The organism is Methylobacterium sp. (assembly GCF_019750675.1).
Lineage (GTDB): Bacteria > Pseudomonadota > Alphaproteobacteria > Rhizobiales > Beijerinckiaceae > Methylobacterium.
Genome location: NZ_JAIEOF010000232.1, coordinates 1 through 25,121, shown reverse-complemented (window position 1 = coordinate 25,121; position 25,121 = coordinate 1). Strand labels below are relative to the sequence as shown.

Sequence of the window (25,121 nt, the reverse complement as noted above, 5' to 3'; positions counted from 1 at the left end):
GGGGCCAGCACCACCCTGGCGGTGGTCGCCACCGACGCCGCCCTCACCAAGGCGCAGGCACGCCGCTTCGCCGTGATGGCCCAGGACGGCCTCGCCCGGGCGATCCATCCCGTGCACACGCCGCTGGACGGCGACGCCGTCTTCGCCGTGGCCACCGGCCGGGTGCCCCTCGCCGACCCCGTCCTCGATCTCGCCCGGATCGGCGATGCGGCCGCGCGCACGCTCGCCCGCGCGGTGGCGATCGGCGTCCACCGCGCGACGGTGCCGCCCGGCTGGGCCGGGCCCCCGGCATGGGCAGAACGCTTCGGGGGCTGACGCTCGGCCGGAACCCGGTTCAGGTCTGGCCGAGTTCGGCCTTGGCATCCGCGATGAGGCCGGCGAGGCCCGCATCGACCTCGGCCCCGAGCATGCGGCGCTCGGCCTCCGTCAGGTCGGCCGCCCAGCCGCGCTGGCCGAAGCCCTCGGCACACTTGGCCCGCTCGGCCGTGAGATAGGCCTCGGTCTCGGCCGGCTGCGTGCGCATGGCCTGGACGAGGCCGAACCAGGCGGCGCGCTCCACCACCGCGAGGCGGGCCCGCAGGCGGATCACAACCGCGCGTTCGGGGCTGACATCGTCCATCGGCTGCTCCGTTCCGGCCGGCTCAGCGCCGCGGTTCGCAGCGCGTCTTCACGTAGGTGCCCGGCTCGTTGCCGTGCCCGGCATTGGCCGCGAGCACCGGCCCCTGCATCAGGCATTCCTGCAGGGTGTGGGCCGGGCCCGTGATGATGTCGAGGGCCGTGTCCCGGGAGCAATCCGGAGCCTGGACGGCGGAGGCGCAGACGAGGGCGACGACGAGAATCGGGTTCATGGCCGGATTACCTGGATCAGGCCGCCCGTGCGGCAAGGGCGTCTCCCCAATTCGGGTGCAACTTAATGCAGGCCCCTCGCATGCGCCGACCGATGTTTCTTGTTTGTTCCGGAGACATCAAACACGACGCCCCAGTTCCTAGGCTCAAAGACCTATGACTTTAATCATAGGTCTTTGAGCCTAGGCTCTTGCGCCTATCTCCGAACAAGCGACATGAACGAAAAGCGAACAAATACAGGCCCTTCGACCTCCTCCGGGTGCGACCCCTCACCTGTGGACGCCCGCCCCGGGCAACGGACCTGCCGGAGGGCACGCGTGTTAAGACCTTCGTGCGAGAGCCAGAGGAGCCCCGGGGAACGAACCTCGGCGCGGGAGCCGGAGCAGGCATGACGGTCGGCATCGAGATGGGTCTGAGCATGGGGCCGGGGGCGGAGCCCGCGCGCCTCGACCTCGAGGAGCTCCTGGCCACGCGTCTCCTGGTCCAGGGCAATTCCGGCTCGGGCAAGTCGCACCTCCTGCGGCGCCTGCTGGAACAGAGCGCCGGCGCGGTGCAGCAGGTGATCATCGACCCCGAGGGCGACTTCGTCACGCTGGCCGAGGCCTACGGCCACGTGGTGGTGGACGGCGCCCACACGGAGCCCGACCTCCAGGCCATCGCCGCCCGGGTGCGGGCGCACCGGGTCTCGGTGGTGCTCACCCTGGAGAGCCTCGACATGGAGGCGCAGATGCGCGCGGCGGCCGCTTTCCTGGGCGGCCTGTTCGAGGCCGAGCGCAGCCACTGGCACCCCGCGCTGATCGTCGTCGACGAGGCGCAGATCTTCGCCCCCGCAGCGGCTGGCGACGTCTCGGACGAGGCGCGCAAGGCTTCGCTCGGCGCCATGACCAACCTGATGTGCCGGGGCCGCAAGCGGGGCTTGGCCGGCATCATCGCGACGCAGCGCCTCGCCAAGCTCGCCAAGAACGTCGCGGCCGAGGCCACCAACTTCCTCATGGGCCGCACCTTCCTCGACATCGACATGGCGCGCGCGGCCGACCTCCTCGGCCTCGACCGGCGCGGCGCCGAGCGGTTTCGCGACCTGTCGCGCGGTGAGTTCGTGGCGCTGGGCCCGGCGCTCAGCCGGCGGCCCCTGGCGCTGCGCATCGGCCCGGTGACGACCTCGGCGCGCTCGGGGTCGCCCAAGCTCGTGCCCCTGCCCGCCCCGGCGGACGCGGACCTGCGCGCCCTCATCCTCACCCGCTCGGCCGACGAGCCCGCGCTGGCGTGGGCGCCAGCGCCCCGCACGCCGCCAACGCCGCGCGCCACGCCGGCCGACCTCATGCGCGAGCTGAGCGCCTACCGCCCCGAGCCGGTGGAGGCGCCGGAGCCGCTCAGCGAGGCGGAGATCCGGGCCGGGCTCGACGCGGTCCTGCGCGGCATCGCCGCCGACCCGGATGCCGGCGGCCAGCCGGTGGCGGTAGTTTACCAGGACTTCCTCGTGCGCTGCCGGATGCGCGGCCTCGACGGCGAGGCGATCAGCCTGGCGGCCTTCCGCCGCCGCCTCGGCGTCGCCCGGGCCGGGTTCGACGGGGCCGACGTCGCCCCGGACGAGGCGGACGGGCGCTGGGAGGAGGCGCAAGGGGTCGCCGCCACCCTGCCGGACGAGGTCCAGGGCCTGTTCCTGCTGCTCGCCCGCGCGGCGCTCGCCGGAGAGCCCTGCCCCGGCGACGAGGCCCTGGCGCGGGCGATCGGCAGCCGCTCGCCGGGCCGCGCCCGGCGCCTGCTGGCCTATGTCGAGACCCGCGGCACCATCGTGTGCCGCATGGACTACAAGGGCAACCGCATCGTCGCCCTGCCGGCGCTCGCCTGCGAGACCGCCCCCGGCGACCCCAAGGCGTCGGCCGAGGCGAAGCCCGGCGGGACGGCCGGATCCCCACCGCCGGCAGGGGATTCCGGCCTGCCCGGGCTGTTCGCCGCCGAGTAGGCCCTCAGGCCAACAGCTTCGGAGCCATGGCGGCGCGCAGCATGTCCGCGAGGCGCTCCAGGGCCGGGCCGCGCTGCACATCGTGGGCCCGCAGCGCCAGGCCGATCTGCGGCAGCGCCGGCAGGTTCGCCTCGGCCGGCTCCAGGGCGCGCAGCGTCGGCGGCAGACCGTGGGGAACCCGCAGGGCGATGCCGAGGCCGGCGGCCACCGCGGCCCAGAGGCCGGTGAGGCTCGGCGACGCGAAGGCGACCCGCCACGGGATCGCGGCCCCGTCGAGGGCCCGCAGGCCGGCCTGGCGGAACAGGCACGGCGCCGCGAACGCGACCAGGGGCAGGGTCGCGTCGGGGGCGCGCACGAAACCGTCGCGGGGCCCGATCCAGGCCATCGGCAGGTCGAGGCGCGCGAGCGGCGCCGGGCCCGGCCAGGCCTCCGACGGGACGCCGCCGGATTCCCAGGCCAGCACGAGGTCGAGGCGCCCGGCGTGAAGCCCCGCCAGCAGGGCGGCGTTGGTCTCCACCCGCACCTCCACCTGCACGCCGGGGTGCTGGCGCGCGAAGGGGCCGAGGAGGCCCGGCAGCCAGGTCTCGGCGAAATCCTGCGGCAGGCCGAGTCGGACGCGGCCGGCGAGCGCCGGTTCGCGCAGGGCGGCCAGGGTCTCGTCGTTGAGGGCGAGCAGACGGCGGGCCGGCCCGAGGAGGGTTTCGCCGGCCTCGGTCAAGGCGAGGCCGCGGCCGGATTTCCGGGTCAGAGGCAGGCCGATCTGGGTTTCCAGCTTGCGCAGCTGCAGGCTGAGGGCCGAGGGCGAGCGGTTCAGGCGCTCGGCGGCCTTCGCGAAGCTGCCGAGGTCGATTCCGGCGACGAAGCTGCGCAGGGCATCGAGGTCGAGGTTGGTGACAACCATTCGGTTTCCCCAAACGATCCATTCGGATCTTCGCGATTATCGCGACGATGCTGCGCCCGTACAGGTTGGTCCGTCAACACGACGCCACCGCGAGAGCCCATCTACCAGGAGACCATCATGCCGTTCGTCCGCGTCACCCTCGCCGGCCCGCCTCCGGGCGCCGCCGTCCTCGCCGCCCTCCAGGCGGGCGTCACCACCCTGATGGCCGAGGTTCTCGGCAAGCGGGCCGACCTCACGGCGGTGCTGGTGGAGGGCACGGCGCCCGGCGCCTGGAGCATCGGCGCGGCCCCCATGGGGATCGCGGCCCATCTCGACGCGACGGTCACGGCCGGCAGCAACAGCCCGGCGCAGAAGGCGGCCTTCGTCGCGGCCGCCCACCGGCTCATGGCCGAAACCCTGGGGGAGGGCCTCCCGCTCGCCACCTACGTGGTGGTGGAGGAGGTCCCGGCGGAATCCTGGGGCTATGGCGGGCTGACCCAGGCGCGGCGCGCTGAGGGTCGACCCTGACACGGCGCCCTCAGCGCTTGGTGGCGGCCTCGTAGTATTTGGGCTCGAACAGGCCCTCCAGGGGCACGTCCTTGTCGAGGGTGCCGATGGAGACCTGGTAGGCCTGCATCTTCTTCGTGGCCTCGATGATCTGGCGCGGGTCGGCGGTGAACCGGGCGGCGGGCGAGGTCAGCGCCTTGGTGATGGTCGCGGTGTCGGTGATGCCCTTGCCGAGCGCCGCCTCCACGGGTTTCGCCGCGCGGGCCGGATCGCTCTTGAGGAGTTCGGTGGCGCGCACCACGGCCTTCACCAAGCCCTCGACGGCGGCGGGGTTCTTGTCGGCGAAGGCGCCGAACACGCCCACCACGGTGCCCGGCTGGTCGGGGAACATCTCGCCCCCGGTGGCGATGAGCTTGATGGCGGGGTTGCGCATCTGCACGATGGTGAGCGCCGGCTCGCGGATCGAGGCGCCGTCGACGGCCCCGGCCAGCATCGCCTGCTGGGTCGCGTCGATGCCCATCGCCACCACCTCGGCATTGGCCTTGTCGGCCTTGGCCACCTGCCAGAGCCAGTGCTGCAGGGTGGTGTTGGGCACCGAGCCCGCCGGCTGGGTGGCGAGGCGGGCGGCCTTGCCCTCCTTGGCCCGGAACTGCGCGAAGGCCTGCGCCTTGTCGGCGCCGTCGGCGAAGTAGGGGGCGAGCTTCGGGCCCGCCACGAACACCATCTCCTCGATGGCGGTGGCGGCCACCACCCGCACGTCGATGCCCTTGGTGCGGGCGACGGCCAGCGGCGCGACGCCGGCGACGTAGACGTCGATGGTGCCCGAGGCCAGGGCCTGGATCATGTTCGGGCCGGATTCGAAGGTGGTGAAGGTGGGGCTGAGGCCCGCCTCCTTGAGCCAGCCCTCGCCGTTCGCCACGAAGACCGGCGCCGCCCCGATCACCGGGATGACGCCGATGCGCACCGGAACCGGGGCGGCATTCTGCGCGGCCGCCGGGCCGGCGACGAGGAGGCCGGCACAGGTGGCGAAGGTTACGAAGGCAGCGGAAAGGGTGGCGGCACGGCGGGTCAGGCGCATCGGACGGTTCCAGGGCGGCGGATCGGAGCGCCGGGCCGCACCGGCCTCGGGGGTCGAGGCGGCATGGCCCGGCGTGACTGCCCCGCGCAGTCGCATGCAGCGGCCTGGAGTGCAAGAATTCACCCCCGTCACGGCGTCTTCCCCTGGGCTAAGAGCAGGATCGTCTCTTTCTCGTCCTCGAAGGAGGTTATTCTTCTCCCGATCCGGGGGAATGGCCGTCGCTCCGGCGACGAACCGCCGGGTCCGCACGGGGTTGCGCCGTCCCCACCGGCCGGACAGTGTCGACGGGTTGGAACCGGCTTCGCGCGTGGGACGGTATTCTGCACGCCTATCGATCAGGACGAGGGGCGCTAGAGTGGCGCCTCGTTCGCCGGCCCTCGGACGCGGGAGTGGAGCATGACGACGGGCATCGCCACCGGTTCGGGCGCGGCACTGCGCCGGGACCTGCCCGATGCCGCGCGCATCGGGATCATGGGCGCGATCCTGCTCTTCGTCCTGATCGGCGCCGACCCGTTCCTCGACGGGACGGCGGCGGAGAACGCGGCCTCGCGCGCCGGCGGCAACGTCGTCAACCAGGTGCTGTTCCTCGGGATGGGCGCGGTCTCCCTGGCGGTGCTGGCCTGGCGCGGGCGGGCGGCCCTGCGCCCGCTGGCCACCTTGCCGATCCTGGCGATGCTCGGCTGGATCTGCGTCTCCACCGCCTTCTCCATCGAGCCCGCCGTCTCGGCGCGCCGGCTGATCTCGCTCTTCATCCTGTTCGGCGGCGTTGTGAGCGTGCTGGTGCTCGCGCGCGACGCGCGCCAGTTCGCTGGGGTGCTCGGCGGCAGCGTGCTCATCGTGCTCGTCCTCTGCTATCTCGGCCTGGTCCTCGTGCCCGAGCGCGCGATGCACACCGCCCTCGATCTCATCGAGCCCGAACATGCGGGCAGCTGGCGCGGCGTCTACGCCCACAAGAACGGCGCCGGCGCCGCGATGGGCATGTTCATCATCGTCGGGCTGTTCTGGGCCGGAATGGGCCAGCGCCTCCTCGGCTGGGCGGTGGTGATCCTGGCGGGCATGTTCCTCGCCTTTACCAATTCCAAGACCTCGCTGGCCATGACCCCGGCGGTGCTCGGCCTGACCTGGGCCTGCACGCTCTTTCCCTCGCGCCACTGGCACCGGTTCGTGCTCCTCGGCCCCCTGGCCCTGCTCCTCGTCGCCACGGTGGGCTCGGTGCTCTCCCCGGCCATCGGGTCGGTGATCGCGAGTCTCGCCACCGACCCGACCTATACCGGCCGCACCGAGATCTGGGCCTTCGCCGTCGACAACATCGCCAAGAAGCCCATCACGGGCTTCGGCTACGGTGCCTTCTGGGAGAGCGTGTATTACGGCGGCGGCGCCGACGCGACGACCTGGGTCAACCGCGCCACCGATGCGCATGACGGCTACCTCAACACCGCCCTCGAGAGCGGCCTGCCGGGTCTCGCCTTCACGGTCTGGTGGCTCGTGCTCGCCCCCCTCGCCGACCTCGAGACCCGCCTGCGCGCGCGCGGAAACGGAACGCGGGGCATCGATCCGCTGGCGATGCTGTTCCTGCGGATGTGGCTGTTCACCCTCATGGTCGCGGTGTTCGAATCCGTGTTCTACCAGGCCACCAACGCCCTGTTCTTCCTGCTCGCCGTCGGAGTGCTGGGCCTACGCTTCTCCGCCGGGGCGCGGGTCATCGGGATCGCCCCCCGGTGACGGGTTTTCCCGTGACGGATCGGCCCGTGACGGGCCCGCTGGAGGCGGGCGCGGGCGCGGGCCCCGCCCATCCGCCGGTCGCCCCCTTACGGGCGCTCACGGCCCTGCGCTTCGTGGCGGCGGCCTACGTCCTGGTGTTCCACTATGCCGGGTTCTTCTTTCCCGCGGCGGCGCCCCCGGCCGTGATCGGGCTCGGCTATTCGGGGGTGACGTTCTTCTTCCTGCTCTCGGGCTTCATCCTGGCCTACAATTACCGGAGCGTGGATCTCGGGGAACCCGGCGCCCGCGCCCGCTTCCGACGGGCGCGGGTGGCACGGGTGTTTCCGCTCTACCTCGTCGCCCTCGCCCTCAGCCTGCCCTGGTTCGCCGTCTGGGTGGCGAAATCGGCCCCGCCCCTCCAGGGCCTGATGGCGGCAAGCGCGGTGCTGGCGCCGCTGGGCCTGCACGCCTGGGTGCCGGGGGCGGCCTGCGCCCTCGATTGCCCGAGTTGGTCGGTCTCGGCGGAGCTGTTCTTCTACGCCCTGTTCCCGCTGCTCCTGCCCTTGGCTCTGCGCGCCCCGGGCCGAACCGCGCGCCTCACCCTGGCGGCCTGGGCGGCGCTGGCCGCCGCCGCCAGCCTCGCCTGGGCGCGCTTCGCCCCCGGACTCTCGCTGATCTCGCCCGAGACAGGCAGCGCCGGCGCCGTGCTCCTCGCCCAGGCGATCAAGTACAATCCCCTGCTGCGACTGCCGGAATTCGTCGCCGGCCTCCTTCTCTACGTGGCCTGGACGCGGTTTCGACTCCCGATTCCGGCCCTCCTCGGCCTTGCCGCCCTGGGCGCCCTCGGGCTCTCGGCGGCCGCGCCACACCTGCCCGAGGCGCTCCTGCACAACGGCCTCACGGCACTGGCCTGGGCGCCCCTGATCCTGGCCGGGGCGCAGATCCACCGCGGCCCCCTTGTGGCGCCCGGATTTGTCTTCCTCGGCCGGATCTCCTTCGCGCTCTACCTCGTCCATTCCCCGGCCTACGCCCTGGTGAACAGCCTCGACCGGCTCGCCCTCGGGGGCCGGCTCGCCGCCCTGCCCTGGCTCGGCGCCGGGGTCGCCACCGCGCTCGCCCTGGCGCTCAGCGTAGCCGGGCACCTCTGGGTCGAGGAACCGGCGCGCCGACGCCTCCTGCGGCGGGGCTCCGCTCCGGCCCCGCGCGCTCTGCCCGCCGCCTGATCCGGCCTCGACGCGCCCCTCCGGAGCACGGCGTCGGCGACGTCCGACCCTCGGCGATCCGGCCCGTTCGCCCGTCAGCGTGCGTTCAGAAAAACGCTGGCACGTTCGGGCGGTCCGGCCCGCGCGGGACCGGATTCCGACACCAGCAGAAGGTCATGGTTCCATGTCCGTGAAATCGCTCGTGACGGCGCTGGCCGTCACCTGCGGCGTCAGCCTCGCCTCGGCCGCTCACGCCGCCCCGATCGCGCCCGCCCCCGCCGGCACCCTGGCGGGTGCGGCCGTCGAGACCGTCGCCTATGGCTGCGGGCCCGGCTTCATCCCGAACCGGTTCGGCTACTGCCGGCCCATGTACAGGCCCTACGGGTACTTTCGTCCGCGTCCCTTCTACGGCCCCCGCCCCTTCTACGGGCCGCGCTACGGGTACTACCGCCCGCGCCCGCTCTACGGGCCGTTCTTCTGAGCGGCCCGCGCGGGCGACGGCGACGCCGCCCGCGTCATTTCGCTTCGGCGCGCGGGACGTCACCGCCGACGACGGACAGTTGACCGCCTTGGCCCTGCCCGATCGAATTCTCGGATGCGCCAGGGCGGGCGCCCGTCAGCCGAGATCCTCGTCCTCATCGGCCGGGGCGTAGACCGCCTCGCCGAGGCGCTTCAGGGGGCCGCCCGGCACGGCGCGCTTCCACAGGCGGGTGTTGAGGGCGGCCACGGGGTCGTGCCCCGGCAGGTCGAAGCCGAGCGCCGTCAGGCCCTGCAGGATCTCGCCGGCATGGAGCGGCCGGCCGGCCTCGTGCAGCAGATTGACCGCCGCCGCGACGAGGGCGCGCCCGTGCCGACGGGCGGCCACGAGGTCCTCGCCCGTCCGCGCCGGATCCGGCGGCCGTTCCGGGGCGATCCCGGCGCCGGACATGGGATCCGCAGTCGCCGGCCGGTGGACCGCCGGTTCGGCCGCGCGGGTCGGCGCCCTGAGGCGGCGGCCGAGTTCAAGGTAGAGCTGGTGCTCGGCGATGACGCGGTCGAGTTCGTCGCGGCGGCGGCGCAGGTCGTGCAGGGCCGCCTCGGCCTCGGCCTCTGAGAGGAACATGGACGCCTCACGGATAATGGGTTCGCGCCACCGGGAAGCGGAACATTCCGTATTATTCCTTAAGTCCGATTGGCTGACAACTCTTATTCCCTACTCTAAAATGGAATATACCGTCAGGCCACGGCGTGCGCGGCCTTGCGCGGCGGCTTGGCCCCGCGGGGCGGGATCAACAGGGCACTCGGGTCGGCGGGCTGCAGCAGCATGCCGGCGGCGTCGAGGCGGATCGGCAACTTCGGAAATACCTCCTGCAGGTGGGCGAGATCCGCCTTGAAGGCCTGCCGGAAGCTGCGGAGGCTGGCGTTGTCGGCGCCGAACTGCTTGTGCAGGTTGTCCCAGGTCAGCCGCAGGGGCCGCTGGAGGGCGCGCAGGCGGTAGCCGACCCAGAACAGCAGGTCGAGCTTGCGCGCCGAGCCCGAGAAGGCCTTCGCCGCCCGGATGTCCACCGGCAGGGCGTGCTGGATCAGGTTGTCGTAGAAATCCTGGTGGAACTGGACGCTCTTCTGCCAGACCACCCCGTCGGCCCCCTGGGGCAGCCAGAGGTCGAGCTGGCGGAAGGGCGGCACGTTGAGGGTGCTGGCGCTGCCCGCCCCGTCCCAGAGGCCGATCTGCAGGGTGCAGGCGGCGAGCCGCGCCAGCTGCTCCTTGAACTGCCGGATGGTGCCGCGCTCGCCACCCGTGACGGCGAAGCCCATCTCCTTCATGAAGCCCGACAGGCTGTCGGCCACCGCGATGGTGGGGCTGCGCTGGCGCACGGCCTCGGTGCAGAGATGCAGCAACACGAGGCGGGCCTTGGGGCCGTAGGGCAGGCCCTGGAACTCCATCTCGCCGGTGGCGGGGTTCTTCAGGCGCCCGGCCAGCAGGCTGAGCGAGTTGCGCCCATACTCCCGGAAGAACTCGCGGGCATCGCCGGGGTCGCGGTAGGGCAGGCCGCAGAGCGCCAGCACCGAGTGGATGTGCTGCAGGTTCTCGGGGCCCGTGGGCTCGGTCTCGATGACCTCGCGGATGGCGTCGCGGCGACGCTGGTCGCGGCCCATGGCCTGGCGCCGGCCGGCCACGGCCCCGCGGGCGGCGACCTCCGCGTCCCGGGCCCGCTGCCGGTGCAGGATGGTCTCCGCGATGGTGGCGAACAGGAAGCTGCCGCGCGCCGCCTCGACCTCGGCGAGGAGGTCGGCGTCGCGGATGCCCGCCAATGTGTCCTCGATCCCCAACAGACCCCGCCCCATGCTCCACGATCCCGGCGGTGTCCCGCGCGGGACGCGGGGATCGACAGTCCCGATCCGGCCGCGCGCCGACCATGCCCGATTCCCCGCCGCGGAGTCTCGGCGGCCGGCACCGGTGCCCCGAATCATCCCGGCTATCCACCGGCCGGAACGGGGAAATTCCCGGGCGGTCCGCGCGCCGCGTCCGGCCCCGGGACGCGCACGCAGAGTTCGATACGGGGTCGGATTCGACACAATCCCCAGAGTTCACCGACCGGACCCGCGATTTACGCCGAACCCAATACGCATCCACGCAGAATCCCATGCGCCGGCCGGGTTTGCGCACGCAGAATCCCATACGCATGCACGCAGAGTTCGATACGCATCCGCGCAGAGTTCGATACGCAAACCACCCTCAAGCCTCTGGCGCAGCGGGGTTTTCGACGCCCCCATATAACTCTCAGAAATGACTCTCTGAGAATCTCTTACTGATACCTTTCCTAAGGGCCCGGGAGACGTTCGGAAGAACGAACACACCCCCGACCGAGGCTTTTTCAAGGGAATTTTCCAAAGGAAGCCACCGTCCCTCCCGCATCCATCCCCAGCCTCACGGGTTGGCCCGCGATCCGCTAAGGAGGACCCAGTGAGGCGTGATGCGGAGGAACGGTGTGAGGATCGAGGATCTGCTGGCGCTGATGGCGCAGCTGCGCGACCCGGAGACCGGCTGCGCCTGGGACGTGGCCCAGGATTTTTCCAGCATCGCGCCCTACACGGTGGAGGAGGCCTACGAGGTGGCCGACGCCATCGCGCGGGGCGACGCGGAGGACCTGCGCGACGAGCTCGGCGACCTGCTGCTCCAGGTGGTCTTCCACGCCCGCATCGCCGAGGAGGCCGGGCTCTTCGCGTTTCCGGACGTGGTCCGGGCGGTGATGGAGAAGATGGTCCGGCGCCATCCGCACGTCTTCGCGCCGGACGGCGCCCTCCTGCCCGCGGGCTCGCCCCGGCGCGACCCGGAGGCCGTGGCCGCCCAATGGGCGGCGATCAAGGCCGAGGAGCGCCGGGCGAAGCCGCCCCGGGAGCCGGGACCGCTGGCGGGCATCCCCCTGCCGCTCCCCGCCCTGACGCGGGCGGAAAAGCTCTCGGCCCGGGCGGCCACCTACGGCTTCGACTGGACCGACCCGGCACAGGTGGTGCTGAAGGTGCGCGAGGAGATCGACGAGGTCGCCGACGCCATGGCCAACGGCACCCGGGCGGCGGTGGCGGAGGAACTCGGCGACCTGCTGTTCTCGGTGGCCAACCTCGCCCGCCATCTCGGCATCGATCCGGAATATTCCCTAAGGAAAGGGAATATGAAGTTCGAGCGTCGCTTCAATGCCATGGCGGAGGTCCTGGAGACGCGAGGGACCGGCCTCGCCGACAGCGACCTCGACGCGATGGAAGCCGCTTGGGCGGCGGTCAAGATTTCCGAGAAGGGCTGATCGCCGGAGGTCCGGCCGGGTGACGGCGGAACGGCCAGTCGATGACGCCGCCGGCATAGAGCGCCCACCAGACGAAGACCGGCTGAAATGCCAGCCGGGGCCCGTGATACCACCAGCTGTCGGGCAGGCCCGGCACGACGATCCCCTCGAGCGCGTGCTTCAGGTTGGCCGGGAAGACGCAGACCGCGTAGAGGGCCAGCCCGATCCCGGCCCAGCGCCGGGTCGGCCCGAAGGCGAGGCCGATCACCCCGGCGAGCTCGCACAGGCCGGTGGCGATCACGGTGAGGCGGGGCTCCGGTACCCAGGCCGGCATGATCGGCAGGAAGGCGTCTGGGGCGGCCAGATGCACGATTCCGATGAAGCCGTAGGCCGCCATCAGGGGCAGGCGCCACCAGAAGCGCGGCGCCCTCATGGAGCGAAGGTCTCGCGGAGATCGGCCACGAGGGCCGTCACTGCGGGGTGCGCCGGACTGGCGAAGGCGGTCCTGCCGATCGCCGTCACGGGGGCGAGGCCCCGCAGGGAATTGGTCACGAACGCCGCTTCGGCACGCAGGAGCGCGTCGAGGTCGAAACTCCGTTCGGCCACGGCGAGGCCCAGCCGTCGCGCGCGATCCAGGATCTCGGCGCGCAGGATGCCGGGCAGCACGCCGTCCGAGAGGGGCGGGGTGACGAGGGTGGCGTCGATCACCGCGAACAGGTTGCCCGTGCCCGCGCAGGCGACCGCCCCCCGCGTGTTCCGGAACAGGGCCTCGTCGAAGCCGGCGGCCCGCGCGGCGCTCGCGGCCAGCACCGCGTCGAGGTAGCCCAGCGTCTTCAGGCCCGCGGCCGGCGAGGTCTCGTTGCGGCGGATCTCCGTGGGGTGGAGGGTCAAGGGCGCGAAGGCGAGGGCTGGTCCCACCGGAGAGGCGCTCGCCCACAGAACCGGCCGGGGCTCGGCCGGGGGGCTGAGGCCGCGCGGGCCGGAGCCCCGCGTGATGGTGGTGCGGATCGCCGCCAGGGGATGGGCCCGGCCCGCCGCTTCGGCCAGCGCCCGCATGGCGTCCACGATGCGCTCCGGCGCCACGGCAAAGCCCAGCGTCGCGGTGGCGCCGGAGAGGCGCGCCACGTGCGCGGCCTCGAACACGACGCGGCCGCGGCGGGCGAGCGCCGTGTCGAACACCCCGTCCCCGAGGGTCAGGCCCCGGTCGGCGAGGTCGAAGGGCACCGGCCCCGCGGTAAGGCCGCCGTCAAACCACAGCATCGGTCTTGGCCGGCAGGGCATGGTCGGCGCGCCAGTCGCGGGCGAGGCGCAGGAAGTTGGCGAAGAGAGCGTGGCCGTTTTCGGTGAGCACCGATTCCGGGTGGAACTGCACGCCCCAGGTCGGGTGGGTCCGGTGCGAGAGCGCCATCACCTCCCCTTCCGTCGAGACCGCGTCGACGCTGAGGTGGTCGGTCATGCCGGGCTCCGGCGCGACGATGAGCGAGTGGTAGCGCCCGACCTGCATCGGGTCGGGCAGGCCCGTAAAGAGCCCGTCGCCGTCGTGATGGATCGGGGTCGCCTGCCCGTGCAGGGGGCGGCCCGCGCGGGCGACCTGGCCGCCGAAGGCCGCGCCGATGGCCTGGTGGCCGAGGCAGACGCCGAGCAGCGGCACCGCGCCGGAGAGCTCCCGGATGGCGGGCAGCGAGATGCCGGCCTCCGCCGGGGTGCAGGGGCCCGGCGAGATCACGATCGCTTGCGGGGCGAGGGCGCGGATGCCGGCGACGTCGAGGGCGTCGTTGCGCACGACCCGCACGGTCTCGCCCAGCTCCTCGAAGTAGCGCACCACGTTGAAGACGAAGCTGTCGTAGTTGTCGATGACGAGGATCACGGCGCCCTCCCCGCCCCGGCGTCGGGTTCGCAGGTGGGATCGCGGGCATCGGGCTCGAAGGCCTGGAACACCCGGGCGGCCTTGGTCAGGGTCTCCTCGTATTCCGGGCCCGGCTCGGACAGCAGGGTGATGCCGCCGCCGGCCTGGAGCACGGCCCGGTTCCGGTCCATGAACACGGTGCGGATGGCGATCGACGTGTCGAGATCGCCGGTGAAGCCCAGCGCTCCGATGGCGCCGCAATAGAGTTCGCGCGCGTCGCCCTCGATCTCGGTGATGATGTCCATGGCGCGCAGCTTCGGCGCGCCGGTGATCGACCCGCCCGGGAAGGTGGCGGCGATCAGGTCGAGGGCATCCATGTCCGCCTTCAGGGTTCCGGTGACCACCGACACGAGATGGTGGACGGAGGCGTAGGATTCGAGGCCGCACAGCACCGGCACCCGTACGCTGTGGGGCTCGCAGATGCGCGAGAGGTCGTTGCGCAGGAGGTCGACGATCATGATGTTCTCGGCCCGCTCCTTGGCGTTGGCCTGCAGCGCTTCGCCCAGGCGCGCGTCGGCCGCCGCATCGGCCACGCGCCGCACCGTGCCCTTGATCGGCCGGGTCTCGATCGCCCGCCCGCTGAGCTTGAGGAAGCGCTCGGGGCTGCTCGAAGCAATGCTGAGGCCCTCGAAGGCGAGGTAGGCGCCGAAGGTCGCCGGGTTGGTGGCGCGCAGGCGCCGGTAGAGCCCGAACGGGTCGAAGCCCTCCGGCAGGTCGGCCTCGAAGCGCTGGGCGATGTTGGCCTGATAGATGTCGCCGGCCCGGATGTAGTCGCGCACCCGCTCCACCGCCGCCTCGTAACCGGCGCGCGTGAAGTTGGAGCGCCAGGCCAGCGGCCCCTGCGCCGCCGGCTCGGGGCTCGGCCGGGCCTCGGCCAGGCGCGCGGCGAACTGCGCCAGCCGGGCCCGGGCCCTGGCCTCGCGCGCCGCCGGCGTGGTCTCGGGAAAGCCCGTGGCGATGAGGCGGCAGCGCCCGGTGCCGTGGTCGATGCTCAACACCGTATCGTAGAGGTTGAAGGCGATGTCGTCGCACAGGTCCGCCCGCCGGGCCGGGGGCGCCACCCGCTCCAGCGTCGCGCCGAGATCGTAGGCGAGGTAGCCGATGGCGCCGCCCGCGAAGTCCGGCAGCTCCGGGTCGCGCGCCGTGCGGTAGGGGGCGAGGCAGGCGCGCAGCGCCTCCAGGCCGGAGCCGGGCACGGTTCGCCCGTCGAGGGTGGCAACGCCATCGCGAAACCGGAAGCGCCCGAACGGGTCCGCCGCCAGGGTCGAGGTCCGCCCCAGCGTGTCGTGGTGCATGGCGCTGTCGAGGAAGGCGAGCCCCGGCAGGGCGGCCAGGGCCTCGGCCGCCGCGACGGGTTCGACGAACGGGATGTCAGCAATCCACATGACGACTCGAAGGTTTCAGGGCGGAGACGGACCGGCGATCCCGGGGGGCCGAAGCAGTGGGGGCGAAGCATCCGTCGTGGCCTGCGGTATCATGCACAGGTGGCATGCGCGACGGCGTGGCAAAAGCGCGATCCGCGCATGGCTCGAACCCGCCCGGCTCGCCTATGCAGGCGAATCCCGTTATAGGGCTGTCAACCTCTTTGTCCCGCCCTCCCCCGATTCCACGGCCGTCCGGTTTCCGGTCCGGCCCGACGAGCATCCATGACCGCATCCCCCCTGCCGCCGGCTCCTGCCGGGGCGGCGCCCAAGAGCGCCGCGACCAGCGCCCCGAAGATCTCCTTCGTTTCCCTCGGCTGCCCGAAGGCGCTGGTGGATTCCGAGCGCATCCTCACGCACCTGCGCGCCGAGGGCTACGAGCTCGCCCGGCGGCATGACGGCGCGGACGTCGTCATCGTCAACACCTGCGGCTTCCTCGATTCGGCCAAGGCCGAGTCGCTCTCGGCCATCGGCGAGGCCATGGCGGAGAACGGCCGCGTCATCGTCACGGGCTGCATGGGCGCACAGCCGGACGAGATCCGCGAGAAGTATCCGAACCTGCTCGCGGTCACCGGGCCCCAGGCCTACGAATCGGTGGTGGCGGCGGTGCACGAGGCGGTGCCCCCGGCCCACGACCCGTTCCTCGACCTCGTGCCGCCGCAGGGGGTGAAGCTCACCCCGCGCCACTACGCCTACCTGAAGATTTCCGAGGGCTGCAACAACCGCTGCACCTTCTGCATCATCCCGTCCCTGCGCGGCGACCTCGTCAGCCGGCCGGCGGGCGACGTGCTGCGCGAGGCCGAGAAGCTGGTCAAGGCCGGCGTCAAGGAGCTGCTGGTGGTCTCGCAGGACACCAGCGCCTACGGCGTCGACATCCGCTACGCGTCGAGCCCCTGGCGCGACCGGGAGGTGCGGGCGAAGTTCTACGACCTGTCCGCCGAGCTCGGCGAGCTCGGGGCCTGGGTGCGGATGCACTACGTCTACCCCTACCCGCACGTGGACGACGTCATTCCGCTGATGGCTGAGGGCAAGATCCTGCCCTACCTCGACATGCCGCTCCAGCACGCGAGCCCCTCCGTGCTCCGCCGCATGCGCCGGCCGGGCAACCAGGAAAAGCAGCTGGAGCGCATCCGGCGTTGGCGCGAGATCTGCCCGGATCTCGCCATCCGCTCGACCTTCATCGTGGGCTTTCCCGGCGAGACCGAGGCCGAGTTCGAGGAGTTGCTCGCCTGGATCCGGGAGGCCAAGCTCGAGCGCGTCGGCTGCTTCGAGTTTGAGCCCGTGCGCGGCGCGGTGGCCAACGATCTCGGCGATCTCATCGCGCCGGAGGTGAAGGCCGAGCGCAAGCGCCGCTTCATGGAAGCGCAGCAGGGCGTCTCCCTCCGCCTGCAGAAGGCCCGCATCGGCAAGCGCCTGCCCGTGATCATCGACGCGGCCGACGGCACCGTCGCCAAGGGTCGCTCGAAATACGACGCCCCCGAGATCGACGGCAACGTCCACGTCACGGCGCGCCGCCCCCTGCGGGTGGGCGACATCGTCACGGTGAAGATCGAGCGGGCGGATGCCTACGATCTCTATGGGAGCGCGGTGTAGACCACGCAGGTCGGCCGCTGCCTCGCGACGGCCGCCCAGCCAGACTCCACGCATCGCTCGGCGCGAACAGTTGTGCGCGTCCCCCTCTCCCCGCACGCGGAGAGAGCATCACGGGCCCCTTGTCGTGCCTGTGATGCGCGGAGCGACGGTGAGGGGGCGCATCCGAAAGTGTCTCCTCCGGCACCGCCCCTTCACCCCCGGTGGCCGCCTTGCCGCGCCGACGACGGGGTCGTCGCGGCCCTCTCCCCAGCCAAGCGGGGCGAGGGGATGCGCTCTCCACCAGTCCGTCAGGTCCCGAAGGCCCCGCTCATGAACCGCCCGACTCCGGCCGACGCCATCTCGACCCAGGCCCGCGCCACCGAGCCGTCCAGGTCGATGCCCCGCACGGCGTCCTCCACCACGACGGCTTCGAAACCGGCCGCCCGCGCGTCGAGGGCGCTCCAGGCGACGCAGTAATCGGTGGCGAGGCCGCACAGGACCAGCCGGGTGAAGCCGCGCTCGCGCAGGTAGCCGGCCAGCCCCGTCGGCGTGCGCCGGTCGGCCTCCAGGAAGGCCGAGTAGCTGTCGACGTGGCGGTGATGGCCCTTGCGGATCACCAGTTCGGCGTGGTCCGCCGCAAGAGCGGGGCTGAGTGCGGCCCCCGCGCTGCCCTGCACGCAGTGCTCCGGCCACAGTACCTGCGGGCCGGCTGCCAGCGGCACGGTCTCGAAGGGGACCCTGCCGGGATGGCTCGTCACGAAGGAGACGTGGCCCGGCGGGTGCCAATCCTGCGTCAGCACCGCGTGTGGGAACAGCGCGAGGAGACGGTTGATCGGCGCGATCACGGCGTCGCCGTCGGGCACGGCGAGGGCCCCGCCGGGCAGGAAGTCCCCCTGCACGTCGATGACGAGGAGGACGTCCCGCCCGCTCGGGATCACGGGATCATCACCGTGGCGCCCGTGGTCTTGCGGGCGGCCAGATCCCGGTGGACCTGCTGCGCGTCGGCGAGCTTGGCCGTGCTGTGGACCGGGATCTTTACCGCGCCGCTCGCCACCACCGAGAACAGGTTCTTGGCCATGGCGTCGAGGGTCTCCCGCTTGCTCGCATGGGCGAAGAGCGAGGGGCGGGTGGCGTAGAGCGAGCCCTTCTGGCCCAGCAGCGCCAAGCTGAAATCGTCCACCGGGCCGGAGGCCGAGCCGAAGCTGACGAACATGCCGAGCGGGCTGATGCAGTCGAGGGAGGCCGGGAAGGTGTCCTTGCCGACACCGTCATAGACAACCGGCACGCCCTTGCCCCCCGTGATCTCCTTGACGCGCGCCGCAAAATCCTCGTTCCGGTACAGGATGACGTGGTCGCAGCCGTTGGCGCGGGCGAGCGCCGCCTTCTCCTCCGAGCCCACCGTGCCGATCACGGTCGCGCCGAGATGCTTGGCCCATTGGCAGGCGATGAGGCCGACACCGCCGGCGGCGGCGTGGAACAGGATGGTGTCGCCCGGCTTCACCGCGTAGGTCCGGTGCAGCAGGTACTCGGCGGTGAGGCCCTTGAGCATCATCGCGGCGGCGGTCTTGTCGTCGACGTCGTCGGCGAGGTGCACGGCGGCGCTCGCCTCGATCACGACCTCCTCCGCATAGGTGCTCGCGGCCGAGCCGTAGGCCACCCGCTCGCCGACCCGGAAGTCGGTGACGCCCTCGCCGAGCGCCACGATCACGCCGGCCCCCTCCTTGCCGGGGGTGAAGGGCAGCTGCGGCGCCTTGTAGGCGCCCGAGCGGAAGTAGATGTCGATGAAGTTGACGCCGATGGCGGTCTGCCGGACGTGGATCTGCCCGGGGCCGGGCGCGGGTAGCGTCACGTCCTCGTAGCGCATCACCTCGGGGCCGCCGTACTCGTGAACCTGGATCGCCTTCGGCATCGTGTCGTTCCTCGATTGGGGTCTGGGACGGGACCGGCGGGGACCACCGGCCGCAACGAGGTGCGACATAGACGGTCCCGGTGCGCCGGCAATGGTGCAGGGTCTCATCCCGCCTGCCGGCCACCATGTGCGCCACCGCACCGGACCGGACCGTCGCGCGCGCGTCCCAATCCGATTGCGTCCATCGCGGCCCCGTGATTAACGCAGGTTATTCCAGCGTCCATCCCCGAATCCTGCGAACGGGCGCTGAGACGACGCGACCCTAAAAGCGGATCGGCTCGATGGACGAGATCGTGTGGATACGCCCCGCCGGATACGACCTCGCCGTCCAGCCGGGCACGATCCTGCGTCCGGACGCGGGGCTCCCCGAATTCCGGGTCCTGGCCCGCCGGCCCGTGGTGATGATGTTTCATGCCGGGCCGACCTGGGACATCCGGCCCTTCACCGAACTCACCCTGCGGCTCGTCGAGCCGGAGGAGGCCGGAGGTCAGACGATCCCGGTGAGGTAGTAGACCCCGATGACCAGGAACACCGCCGCGGTCTTCAGGACCGTGATGGCGAACACGTCGGCATAAGCCTGCCGGTGGGTCAGGCCCGTGACCGAGAGCAGGGTGATGACGGCGCCGTTGTGCGGCAGGGTATCCATGCCGCCGCTCGCCATGGCGGCGACCCGGTGCAGAACCTCCAGGGGGATGTTGGCTGCTTGGGCTGCCGCGATGAAGGTGGAGGACATGGCCGCGAGCGCGATGCTCATGCCACCCGAGGCCGAGCCGGTGATGCCGGCGAGCGCCGTCACCGTCACGGCCGCGTTGACCAGCGGATTCGGGATCGCCGAGAGGGCATCGCGGATGACGAGGAAGCCGGGGAGCGCGGCGATGACCGCGCCGAAGCCGTATTCCGAGGCGGTGTTCATGGCGGCCAGCAGCGAGCCCGCCACCGCCGCGCGGCTGCCCTCCGCGAAGCCCGAGGCGACCGGGCGCCAGGCGAAGACCAGCACGGTGAGGATGCCGGCGAGCAGCGCCAGCTGCACCGCCCAGATCGCGGTCACGGAGGAGACCGTGGTGACGAGGGGCTTGTCGAGGCCGGCGAGCGCCGTCTCGGCCTTCGCGCCGTAGAGGCGCGGGATTGCGGCCGTGAAGGCGAGGTTCGACAGGCCCACCACGATCAGCGGCAGAAGGGCGATGGCCGGATGGGCGCGGGACGCCTCGTCCATGACCTGGGGCTCGTTGCTGTGGCCCGTGCCGTAGCCCTCGCCCTTGGCCTTGGCCGAGGCGATGCGCCGGTCGAGATAGGTGACGCCGACCACGAGGATGAAGGCCGCGCCGATCAGCCCGAGCCAGGGGGCGGCCCAGGTGTTGGTGCCGAAGAAGGTGGTGGGGATGATGTTCTGGATCTGCGGCGTGCCGGGCAGCGCGTCCATCGTGTAGGAGAAGGCGCCGAGCGCGATGGTGCCGGGGATCAGGCGCTTGGGAATGTCGCTGAGGCGGAAGGCCTCGGCCGCGAAGGGATAGACCGCGAACACCACCACGAAGAGCGAGACGCCGCCGTAGGTGAGCAGGTTGCAGACCAGCACGATGGAGAGCACGGCCCGCCGGGCGCCCACGAGCGCGATCACCGCCGTGACGATGGAGCGGGAGAAGCCCGACATCTCGATGACCTTGCCGAACACCGCGCCGAGCAGGAACACCGGGAAGTACAGCTTCACGAAGCCGACCATCTTCTCCATGAACAGACCGGAGAAGACCGGCAGCACCGCGGCGGGATCGGTGAGCAGCACGGCCAGCAGCGCGGCCACCGGCGCGAACAGGATGACGGAAAAGCCCCGGTAGGCGACGAGCATCAGGAAGCCGAGCGCCAGCAGCGCGATGAACAGGCTCATGGGAACGGACACCCTCCGGGCCGCCGATGTCCACGGCCTGGGGCAGGATGGTACAAGCCGGGCCCCTGCGGCACCATCGCGACCTTGACCGGCGCGGTGACACGCCTCTGTAAGCGTTAGGGTCTTCGGACAAGAGGGTCTGCGGGCAACCCGGCTTCTTGCAGACCGATCCGCCGTCCGATGCCGTTCAGGAGACCGCGAGCCCGTGGCGACACTTCCTCCGAAAACCGAATCCTTCGCGGTCGCCGTGGTCGGTGCCGGCGCGGCGGGCCTGAGCCTCGCCCTGGCGCTGGCCCGCGAAGGCGTGCCCACCGCCCTCGTCGGCCGGCACGCTCCCGTGGCTGACGGGCGCACGGTGGCGCTCCTCGACGGCTCGGTGCGCTTCCTCGACGCCCTCGGGGTCTGGGCCGCGATCGCGCCCCATGCGAGCCCACTGGCCGAACTCCACATCGTCGACGACACCGGCAGCCTGTTCCGTCCGCCCCCGGCCCGCTTCGTCGCCACCGAGATCGGCCTCGACGCCTTCGGCTGGAACGTCGAGAGCGCCCGCCTGGTCGAGAGCCTGCGCGCCGCAGCTCGGACCGCCGCCAACCTGACCCTGTTCGAAGAGGACGCTGCGGGCTTCGCGGCCGGCGCCGACACGGCCACGATCACGCTGGCCGGCGGGGGCGCCCTGTCGGCTCGCCTCGTCGCCGGGGCGGACGGCGCCCGCTCGCGGCTGCGCGAGGCCTCCGGCATTCGGCCGCGCAGCTGGGCCTATCCGCAGAGCGCCATCACCACGATCTTCGCGCACACGCGGCCGCACCGCGACGTCTCCACCGAGTTCCACACCCGGCAGGGGCCGTTCACCCTGGTGCCGTTACCGGGCGGACACCGGTCCAGTCTCGTCTGGGTGATGGGCGAGGGCCCGGCCAAGCGTCTCGCCGCCCTCGACGACGACGCCCTCGCCCGGGCGGTCGAGCACCAGGCCCAGGCGATGCTCGGATCGATGCGCATCGACGGGCCACGTGGTCTCGTACCGATGCGGGGCCTGTCCGTGCCGAGCCCGGTCGCGGCCCGGCTCGCCCTGATCGGCGAGGCAGCCCACGTCTTCCCCCCCATCGGCGCACAGGGCCTGAACCTGGGCCTGCGCGACGCGGCCGCCTTGCGCGACGCGGTGATGCGGGCTGTGGAGGACGGGCGCGATCCCGGTTCGCATGCCGCGCTCGCCGGCTTCGCGCGGGGACGGCGCCTCGATGCCCGCCTGCGCACCACGGCGGTGGACGCCCTGAACCGCTCCCTGCTCACCGGCCTCCTGCCGGTGGATGCCCTGCGCGGCCTCGGTCTCCTCGCCATGACGACCATCGGCCCCTTGCGCCGGGTCGTCATGCGCGAAGGCGTGCTGCCCCGCCTCGGGGCGCCAAGTCTGATGCGCTGACGCGCAAGTCTGATGCGCTGACGCGCCGAGAGCCTGATGCGCTGACGCGCCGGTCAGCGCCCGGCGACGCTCCGGACCTCGGACCGGGCCAGCGTCTCCGGCGCGGCCGGCACCTCGCGGAGGGTGTGGCGGCTCACCGAGCCGGTGGCGACGTCGTCCGGCCGCGTGTCGCTCCCCTGGAAAGCGGTGCCGGCCCGCCCCAGGCCGACGCCGTGGGCGAACAGTGCCTTCATGTAGCCCTGGTCGAAGGGCGCCGCGGAAGTCTTCCCGAAGCGGTCGTCGATCTGGGCCACCTCGAGGTCGAGGCCGGTGCGCTGGGCGAAGCTTCGGCTCAAGGCCAGGGCGGTGCGCGTCTGCGCCTTGATCGCCGCCGACATCGAGCGGCCGAGCACGCTCAGGGTCGTGCGCGTAGCCATCTGGAATTCGGGCGTCAGGCTGTTGTTGACGACGAGGTAGACCTGGCGCGTCGGCAGGGGCGCCGGATCCCTGGCCTGCAGCACCGATTCCGGGGCGAGGTAGTACGGTGCGGTCGTGCCGCCGTCGTCGTGCATTTCCTGGAAGCGCTTGCCGTTCCCCGCCACCGCGTCGATCATCACCGGCGGGAACACGCCCGGCACGGCCGACGAGGCCAGGATGACCGAGCGGAACAATGCCAGAGCCTGCGGGCCGCCGGCCTGCGCGATGGCGCCCATGTCCCACAGGACCGGGCGCTCGCCGTCCACCGCCGTGGTCGCCACGAGCAGGCGCCGGCCCTTGGCGTGCTCGGCCGCCACCGCGCGGAGCAGGTCCGCGGTCACCGCCCGCTCGATCCGGCGCTTGAGCGGCCATGTGTCGGTGAGGGCCTCGTTCGTACCGCCGAACTCGAACACGTCGGCGGCGGAGATCTCGGTGTAGTTCTGTCGCAACGCCGCGTCGCCGGAGGCGCCGATGAAGGCGAAGGGCGCGATCATCGCGCCGGTGCTGACGCCGGTGACGATGCCGAACTCCGGTCTATTGCCCGCCTCGCTCCAGCCGTTGAGAAGGCCGGCCGCGAAAGCGCCGTTCTCGCCGCCGCCGGAGAGTACCAGCCAGGGCTGCGCGGCTGCGGAAGCCCCCTCGACGAGGGCCCGGAAACCCGGGGCGTCGTCGCCCGCGATCCGCACCGTGGCAGGGAGTCCGTCAGGTCGGGCGGCGGCCGATTCGGCGGCGGTGAAGGCGGCGCGCTCGGTCCGGCGCGCTTCGCCCGTTTTGCCCCGCTCTGCGGCGAACGTCGCTTGCGGAAGGCTCAAGGCCATCATGGCCGCGCAGACCAGCACCGGATGCCGGAGCCCGTTCCGCCTGATCGATGATCCGGACATGGGGTCCGTCCTTCGCGTCTGGTTGAGGTGCCCCCTCGGACCTGAAAACGTGAGGGGACGACGCACGTTCCAATGAGACGCCTGTTCCGGTTTCTGCGCAAACGGTTTGGGTGCGTCCGCACACCTTTACGAGGTGGCAGGCCTTGAACTAACCGCTGAGGCGGGACCCCGACAGACCAGAAGAACAGGAGCCTGAGACGCCCATGAAACTGCCACGCCGCTTCTTCCAGCCCCTCGCCGCGGGGGCCCCGGCCCCGTTCCGTGAGCTTCCCGTCAAGCTGGAGCGGATGATCCACTTCGTGCCGCCCCACAACGAGAAGGTGCGCGCCCGCGTGCCGGAGCTCGCCGCCACCGTGGACGTGGTGCTCGGCAACCTCGAGGACGCGGTGCCGATCGACCAGAAGGAGGCCGCGCGCAAGGGATTCGTGGCCATGGCCCGGGCCACGGACTTCGCCGCCTCCGGCACCGGCCTCTGGACCCGCATCAACGCCCTGAACTCGCCCTGGATTCTCGACGATCTGTTCGAGATCGTCGCCGAAGTGGGAGACAAGCTCGACGTCGTAATGGTGCCCAAGGTCGAGGGGCCGTGGGACATCCACTACATCGACCAGCTGCTGGCCCAGCTCGAGGCCCGGCACGGGGTGACCAAGCCGATCCTCGTCCACGCCATCCTGGAGACCGCCGAGGGTGTCGCCAACGTGGACGCCATCGCCTCGGCCTCGCCGCGCATGCACGGCATGAGCCTCGGCCCCGCCGATCTGGCGGCCTCCCGCGGCATGAAGACCACCCGGGTCGGCGGCGGCCACCCGGATTACCGGGTCATCGCCGACCCGACGAGCGACGGCGCCGCCCGCGCCTCGGCCCAGCAGGACCTCTGGCACTACACGATCGCCCGGATGGTCGATGCCTGCATGGCGAACGGGCTCAAGGCCTTCTACGGCCCGTTCGGCGACTTCTCCGACGGCGAGGCCTGCGAGGCCCAGTTCCGCAACGCCTTCCTGATGGGCTGCGCCGGGGCCTGGACCCTGCACCCGAATCAGGTCGCCATCGCCAAGCGGGTCTTCGCGCCCGATCCGGCCGAGGTCGCCTTCGCGGTTCGGATCGTCGAAGCGATGCCCGACGGCACCGGCGCGGTGATGCTCGACGGCAAGATGCAGGACGACGCCACCTGGAAGCAGGCCAAGGTCATCGTCGATCTCGCCAAGCTCGTCGCCGAGAAGGATCCGGAACTGGCCAGGACCTACGGTCTGGCCTGAGCGTTCCGCGCATGCCTCCCGTCATCGGCGGCGCGCCGCCGATGACAACCGGGTCGCGGCGTCTTATTTTGCAGGCCATGACCCGATCGATCGCACCCGATTCCCTGATGAGAACCGCCAAGTTCGGCCTCGGCGCCGTGGTGCGCCATCGCATCTATCCCTTCCGCGGCATCGTGTTCGACATCGATCCGGTGTTCGACAACACCGAGGAATGGTGGCTGGCGATCCCCGAGGAAGTCCGGCCGCGCAAGGACCAGCCCTTCTACCACCTGCTCGCCGAGAACGCGGAGAGCGAGTACGTCGCCTACGTGTCCGAGCAGAACCTCGTGCCCGACACCTCCGGCGAGGCCCTGCGTCACACCGGCATCGCCGAGGTGTTCGAGCGAGGCGCCGATGGCAGTTACCGCATGCGCGGGGCCGCCCACGCCAACTGACGAAGCCCCCCAACGAAGAAAGGCCAGGCATGGTGCCTGGCCTTTCTTCGTTGGG

At 71.7% G+C, this 25,121-nt stretch carries 26 protein-coding genes; 12 read left to right on the top strand and 14 right to left on the bottom strand.

Annotation, left to right across the window (positions count from 1 at the left end; genetic code table 11):
* Positions 1 to 315, top strand: a 315-nt coding sequence (locus K2X24_RS12155) for a P1 family peptidase (protein ID WP_292498330.1), incomplete at its 5' end; no start/stop codon positions are given.
* Positions 316 to 334: 19 nt separating this feature from the next.
* Here K2X24_RS12155 and K2X24_RS12150 read toward each other — a convergent pair.
* Positions 335 to 619 carry a hypothetical protein gene (locus K2X24_RS12150; RefSeq protein WP_292498328.1) on the bottom strand — a complete coding sequence of 95 codons (285 nt, stop codon included), beginning with the start codon at positions 617 to 619 and terminating at the stop codon, positions 335 to 337.
* Positions 620 to 641: 22 nt separating this feature from the next.
* On the bottom strand, positions 642 to 848 hold the full coding sequence (locus K2X24_RS12145; RefSeq protein WP_243913090.1) for a hypothetical protein: 207 nt from the start codon (positions 846 to 848) through the stop codon (positions 642 to 644).
* Positions 849 to 1,234: 386 nt separating this feature from the next.
* Between K2X24_RS12145 and K2X24_RS12140 the strand changes: the two genes are divergently transcribed.
* A complete protein-coding gene (locus K2X24_RS12140) occupies positions 1,235 to 2,809 on the top strand; it encodes an ATP-binding protein (RefSeq protein WP_292498325.1) in 1,575 nt (524 codons plus the stop codon).
* A gap of 4 nt (positions 2,810 to 2,813) precedes the next feature.
* Here K2X24_RS12140 and K2X24_RS12135 read toward each other — a convergent pair whose 3' ends face one another.
* A complete protein-coding gene (locus tag K2X24_RS12135; protein ID WP_292498322.1) occupies positions 2,814 to 3,710 on the bottom strand; it encodes a LysR substrate-binding domain-containing protein in 897 nt (298 codons plus the stop codon).
* Positions 3,711 to 3,827: 117 nt separating this feature from the next.
* Here K2X24_RS12135 and K2X24_RS12130 point away from each other — a divergent pair, with 117 nt between their 5' ends.
* Positions 3,828 to 4,217, top strand: coding sequence for a tautomerase family protein (locus K2X24_RS12130; RefSeq protein ID WP_292498320.1), 390 nt, complete (start codon positions 3,828 to 3,830; stop codon positions 4,215 to 4,217).
* A gap of 10 nt (positions 4,218 to 4,227) precedes the next feature.
* Here the strand turns inward: K2X24_RS12130 and K2X24_RS12125 are convergent, their stop codons facing one another.
* A complete protein-coding gene (locus K2X24_RS12125) occupies positions 4,228 to 5,274 on the bottom strand; it encodes an ABC transporter substrate-binding protein (protein ID WP_292498318.1) in 1,047 nt (348 codons plus the stop codon).
* Between the two features lie 396 nt (positions 5,275 to 5,670).
* Between K2X24_RS12125 and K2X24_RS12120 the strand changes: the two genes are divergently transcribed.
* The 3 genes from K2X24_RS12120 to K2X24_RS12110 all read left to right on the top strand — a co-directional run bounded on the left by K2X24_RS12120 (position 5,671) and on the right by K2X24_RS12110 (position 8,658).
* Positions 5,671 to 6,996 (top strand): O-antigen ligase, encoded by a 1,326-nt coding sequence (locus K2X24_RS12120; RefSeq protein ID WP_292498316.1) that lies wholly within the window; start codon positions 5,671 to 5,673, stop codon positions 6,994 to 6,996.
* Positions 6,997 to 7,022: 26 nt separating this feature from the next.
* The gene (locus K2X24_RS12115; RefSeq protein ID WP_292498314.1) at positions 7,023 to 8,198 is read left to right on the top strand and encodes an acyltransferase; all 1,176 of its coding nucleotides are present in this window, start codon (positions 7,023 to 7,025) and stop codon (positions 8,196 to 8,198) included.
* Positions 8,199 to 8,361: 163 nt separating this feature from the next.
* Positions 8,362 to 8,658 (top strand): hypothetical protein, encoded by a 297-nt coding sequence (locus K2X24_RS12110; protein WP_292498312.1) that lies wholly within the window; start codon positions 8,362 to 8,364, stop codon positions 8,656 to 8,658.
* A gap of 135 nt (positions 8,659 to 8,793) precedes the next feature.
* On the opposite strand, the gene K2X24_RS12105 is transcribed toward K2X24_RS12110, so the two are convergent.
* Both K2X24_RS12105 and K2X24_RS12100 read right to left on the bottom strand, forming a co-directional pair.
* Positions 8,794 to 9,279 (bottom strand): hypothetical protein, encoded by a 486-nt coding sequence (locus tag K2X24_RS12105; RefSeq protein ID WP_292498311.1) that lies wholly within the window; start codon positions 9,277 to 9,279, stop codon positions 8,794 to 8,796.
* 113 nt (positions 9,280 to 9,392) lie between these two features.
* Positions 9,393 to 10,502 (bottom strand): replication protein RepA, encoded by a 1,110-nt coding sequence (locus K2X24_RS12100; RefSeq protein WP_292498308.1) that lies wholly within the window; start codon positions 10,500 to 10,502, stop codon positions 9,393 to 9,395.
* 629 nt (positions 10,503 to 11,131) lie between these two features.
* Here K2X24_RS12100 and mazG point away from each other — a divergent pair.
* Entirely contained in the window at positions 11,132 to 11,956 is an 825-nt protein-coding gene (gene mazG / locus K2X24_RS12095) for a nucleoside triphosphate pyrophosphohydrolase (RefSeq protein WP_292498333.1), read from the top strand.
* Here the strand turns inward: mazG and K2X24_RS12090 are convergent.
* From K2X24_RS12090 to pabB, 4 genes are read right to left on the bottom strand one after another with little or no spacing between them, the layout of a single operon-like run.
* On the bottom strand, positions 11,934 to 12,368 hold the full coding sequence (locus tag K2X24_RS12090; protein ID WP_292498306.1) for a DoxX family protein: 435 nt from the start codon (positions 12,366 to 12,368) through the stop codon (positions 11,934 to 11,936). The two genes, mazG and K2X24_RS12090, sit on opposite strands and share 23 nt — an antisense overlap.
* A complete protein-coding gene (locus tag K2X24_RS12085) occupies positions 12,365 to 13,195 on the bottom strand; it encodes an aminotransferase class IV (protein WP_292498301.1) in 831 nt (276 codons plus the stop codon). Before K2X24_RS12085 ends, K2X24_RS12090 begins: the two co-directional genes overlap by 4 nt.
* Positions 13,182 to 13,802 carry an aminodeoxychorismate/anthranilate synthase component II gene (locus tag K2X24_RS12080; RefSeq protein ID WP_292498298.1) on the bottom strand — a complete coding sequence of 207 codons (621 nt, stop codon included), beginning with the start codon at positions 13,800 to 13,802 and terminating at the stop codon, positions 13,182 to 13,184. Before K2X24_RS12080 ends, K2X24_RS12085 begins: the two co-directional genes overlap by 14 nt.
* Positions 13,799 to 15,226: an aminodeoxychorismate synthase component I gene (gene pabB, locus K2X24_RS12075; protein ID WP_292498296.1), complete on the bottom strand. Its 1,428-nt coding sequence runs from the start codon at positions 15,224 to 15,226 to the stop codon at positions 13,799 to 13,801. Before pabB ends, K2X24_RS12080 begins: the two co-directional genes overlap by 4 nt.
* A gap of 261 nt (positions 15,227 to 15,487) precedes the next feature.
* On the opposite strand from pabB, the gene rimO reads away from it, so the two are divergent.
* Entirely contained in the window at positions 15,488 to 16,855 is a 1,368-nt protein-coding gene (rimO, locus tag K2X24_RS12070; RefSeq protein ID WP_292498293.1) for a 30S ribosomal protein S12 methylthiotransferase RimO, read from the top strand.
* A gap of 287 nt (positions 16,856 to 17,142) precedes the next feature.
* Here rimO and pncA read toward each other — a convergent pair whose 3' ends face one another.
* Complete coding sequence (gene pncA / locus K2X24_RS12065; protein WP_292498291.1) at positions 17,143 to 17,772, bottom strand: bifunctional nicotinamidase/pyrazinamidase; 630 nt, start codon at positions 17,770 to 17,772, stop codon at positions 17,143 to 17,145.
* Positions 17,769 to 18,743 carry a quinone oxidoreductase gene (locus K2X24_RS12060; protein WP_292498289.1) on the bottom strand — a complete coding sequence of 325 codons (975 nt, stop codon included), beginning with the start codon at positions 18,741 to 18,743 and terminating at the stop codon, positions 17,769 to 17,771. Before K2X24_RS12060 ends, pncA begins: the two co-directional genes overlap by 4 nt.
* Positions 18,744 to 19,024: 281 nt before the next feature.
* Between K2X24_RS12060 and K2X24_RS12055 the strand changes: the two genes are divergently transcribed.
* Entirely contained in the window at positions 19,025 to 19,252 is a 228-nt protein-coding gene (locus K2X24_RS12055) for a hypothetical protein (protein WP_292498286.1), read from the top strand.
* On the opposite strand, the gene K2X24_RS12050 is transcribed toward K2X24_RS12055, so the two are convergent.
* The gene (locus K2X24_RS12050; protein WP_292498285.1) at positions 19,231 to 20,622 is read right to left on the bottom strand and encodes a GntP family permease; all 1,392 of its coding nucleotides are present in this window, start codon (positions 20,620 to 20,622) and stop codon (positions 19,231 to 19,233) included. The genes K2X24_RS12055 and K2X24_RS12050 overlap by 22 nt on opposite strands.
* 205 nt (positions 20,623 to 20,827) lie before the next feature.
* Here K2X24_RS12050 and K2X24_RS12045 point away from each other — a divergent pair, with 205 nt between their 5' ends.
* A complete protein-coding gene (locus K2X24_RS12045; protein WP_292498282.1) occupies positions 20,828 to 22,039 on the top strand; it encodes an FAD-dependent monooxygenase in 1,212 nt (403 codons plus the stop codon).
* Between the two features lie 53 nt (positions 22,040 to 22,092).
* Here the strand turns inward: K2X24_RS12045 and K2X24_RS12040 are convergent, their stop codons facing one another.
* Positions 22,093 to 23,376 carry a patatin-like phospholipase family protein gene (locus K2X24_RS12040; protein WP_292498279.1) on the bottom strand — a complete coding sequence of 428 codons (1,284 nt, stop codon included), beginning with the start codon at positions 23,374 to 23,376 and terminating at the stop codon, positions 22,093 to 22,095.
* Between the two features lie 203 nt (positions 23,377 to 23,579).
* Here K2X24_RS12040 and K2X24_RS12035 point away from each other — a divergent pair, with 203 nt between their 5' ends.
* Positions 23,580 to 24,632 (top strand): CoA ester lyase, encoded by a 1,053-nt coding sequence (locus tag K2X24_RS12035; protein ID WP_292498276.1) that lies wholly within the window; start codon positions 23,580 to 23,582, stop codon positions 24,630 to 24,632.
* A gap of 107 nt (positions 24,633 to 24,739) precedes the next feature.
* Complete coding sequence (gene hspQ / locus K2X24_RS12030) at positions 24,740 to 25,066, top strand: heat shock protein HspQ (RefSeq protein ID WP_292498273.1); 327 nt, start codon at positions 24,740 to 24,742, stop codon at positions 25,064 to 25,066.
* Positions 25,067 to 25,121: the final 55 nt, after the last annotated feature.

Excerpts from the sequence above, each read along its gene's own strand:
- K2X24_RS12100 (WP_292498308.1), bottom strand. The coding sequence starts at position 10,502 with ATGGGGCGGGGTCTGTTGGGGATCGAGGACACATTGGCGGGCATCCGC.
- K2X24_RS12035 (WP_292498276.1), top strand. The coding sequence starts at position 23,580 with ATGAAACTGCCACGCCGCTTCTTCCAGCCCCTCGCCGCGGGGGCCCCG.
- K2X24_RS12125 (WP_292498318.1), bottom strand. The coding sequence starts at position 5,274 with ATGCGCCTGACCCGCCGTGCCGCCACCCTTTCCGCTGCCTTCGTAACC.
- K2X24_RS12060 (WP_292498289.1), bottom strand. The coding sequence starts at position 18,743 with ATGCCGAAGGCGATCCAGGTTCACGAGTACGGCGGCCCCGAGGTGATG.
- K2X24_RS12105 (WP_292498311.1), bottom strand. The coding sequence starts at position 9,279 with ATGTTCCTCTCAGAGGCCGAGGCCGAGGCGGCCCTGCACGACCTGCGC.
- K2X24_RS12130 (WP_292498320.1), top strand. The coding sequence starts at position 3,828 with ATGCCGTTCGTCCGCGTCACCCTCGCCGGCCCGCCTCCGGGCGCCGCC.
- K2X24_RS12040 (WP_292498279.1), bottom strand. The coding sequence starts at position 23,376 with ATGTCCGGATCATCGATCAGGCGGAACGGGCTCCGGCATCCGGTGCTG.
- pabB (WP_292498296.1), bottom strand. The coding sequence starts at position 15,226 with ATGTGGATTGCTGACATCCCGTTCGTCGAACCCGTCGCGGCGGCCGAG.
- K2X24_RS12150 (WP_292498328.1), bottom strand. The coding sequence starts at position 619 with ATGGACGATGTCAGCCCCGAACGCGCGGTTGTGATCCGCCTGCGGGCC.
- K2X24_RS12145 (WP_243913090.1), bottom strand. The coding sequence starts at position 848 with ATGAACCCGATTCTCGTCGTCGCCCTCGTCTGCGCCTCCGCCGTCCAG.
- K2X24_RS12085 (WP_292498301.1), bottom strand. The coding sequence starts at position 13,195 with ATGCTGTGGTTTGACGGCGGCCTTACCGCGGGGCCGGTGCCCTTCGAC.
- rimO (WP_292498293.1), top strand. The coding sequence starts at position 15,488 with ATGACCGCATCCCCCCTGCCGCCGGCTCCTGCCGGGGCGGCGCCCAAG.
- K2X24_RS12090 (WP_292498306.1), bottom strand. The coding sequence starts at position 12,368 with ATGAGGGCGCCGCGCTTCTGGTGGCGCCTGCCCCTGATGGCGGCCTAC.
- K2X24_RS12050 (WP_292498285.1), bottom strand. The coding sequence starts at position 20,622 with ATGAGCCTGTTCATCGCGCTGCTGGCGCTCGGCTTCCTGATGCTCGTC.
- K2X24_RS12135 (WP_292498322.1), bottom strand. The coding sequence starts at position 3,710 with ATGGTTGTCACCAACCTCGACCTCGATGCCCTGCGCAGCTTCGTCGCC.
- K2X24_RS12140 (WP_292498325.1), top strand. The coding sequence starts at position 1,235 with ATGACGGTCGGCATCGAGATGGGTCTGAGCATGGGGCCGGGGGCGGAG.
- hspQ (WP_292498273.1), top strand. The coding sequence starts at position 24,740 with ATGAGAACCGCCAAGTTCGGCCTCGGCGCCGTGGTGCGCCATCGCATC.
- K2X24_RS12055 (WP_292498286.1), top strand. The coding sequence starts at position 19,025 with ATGGACGAGATCGTGTGGATACGCCCCGCCGGATACGACCTCGCCGTC.
- mazG (WP_292498333.1), top strand. The coding sequence starts at position 11,132 with ATGCGGAGGAACGGTGTGAGGATCGAGGATCTGCTGGCGCTGATGGCG.
- K2X24_RS12110 (WP_292498312.1), top strand. The coding sequence starts at position 8,362 with ATGTCCGTGAAATCGCTCGTGACGGCGCTGGCCGTCACCTGCGGCGTC.
- K2X24_RS12120 (WP_292498316.1), top strand. The coding sequence starts at position 5,671 with ATGACGACGGGCATCGCCACCGGTTCGGGCGCGGCACTGCGCCGGGAC.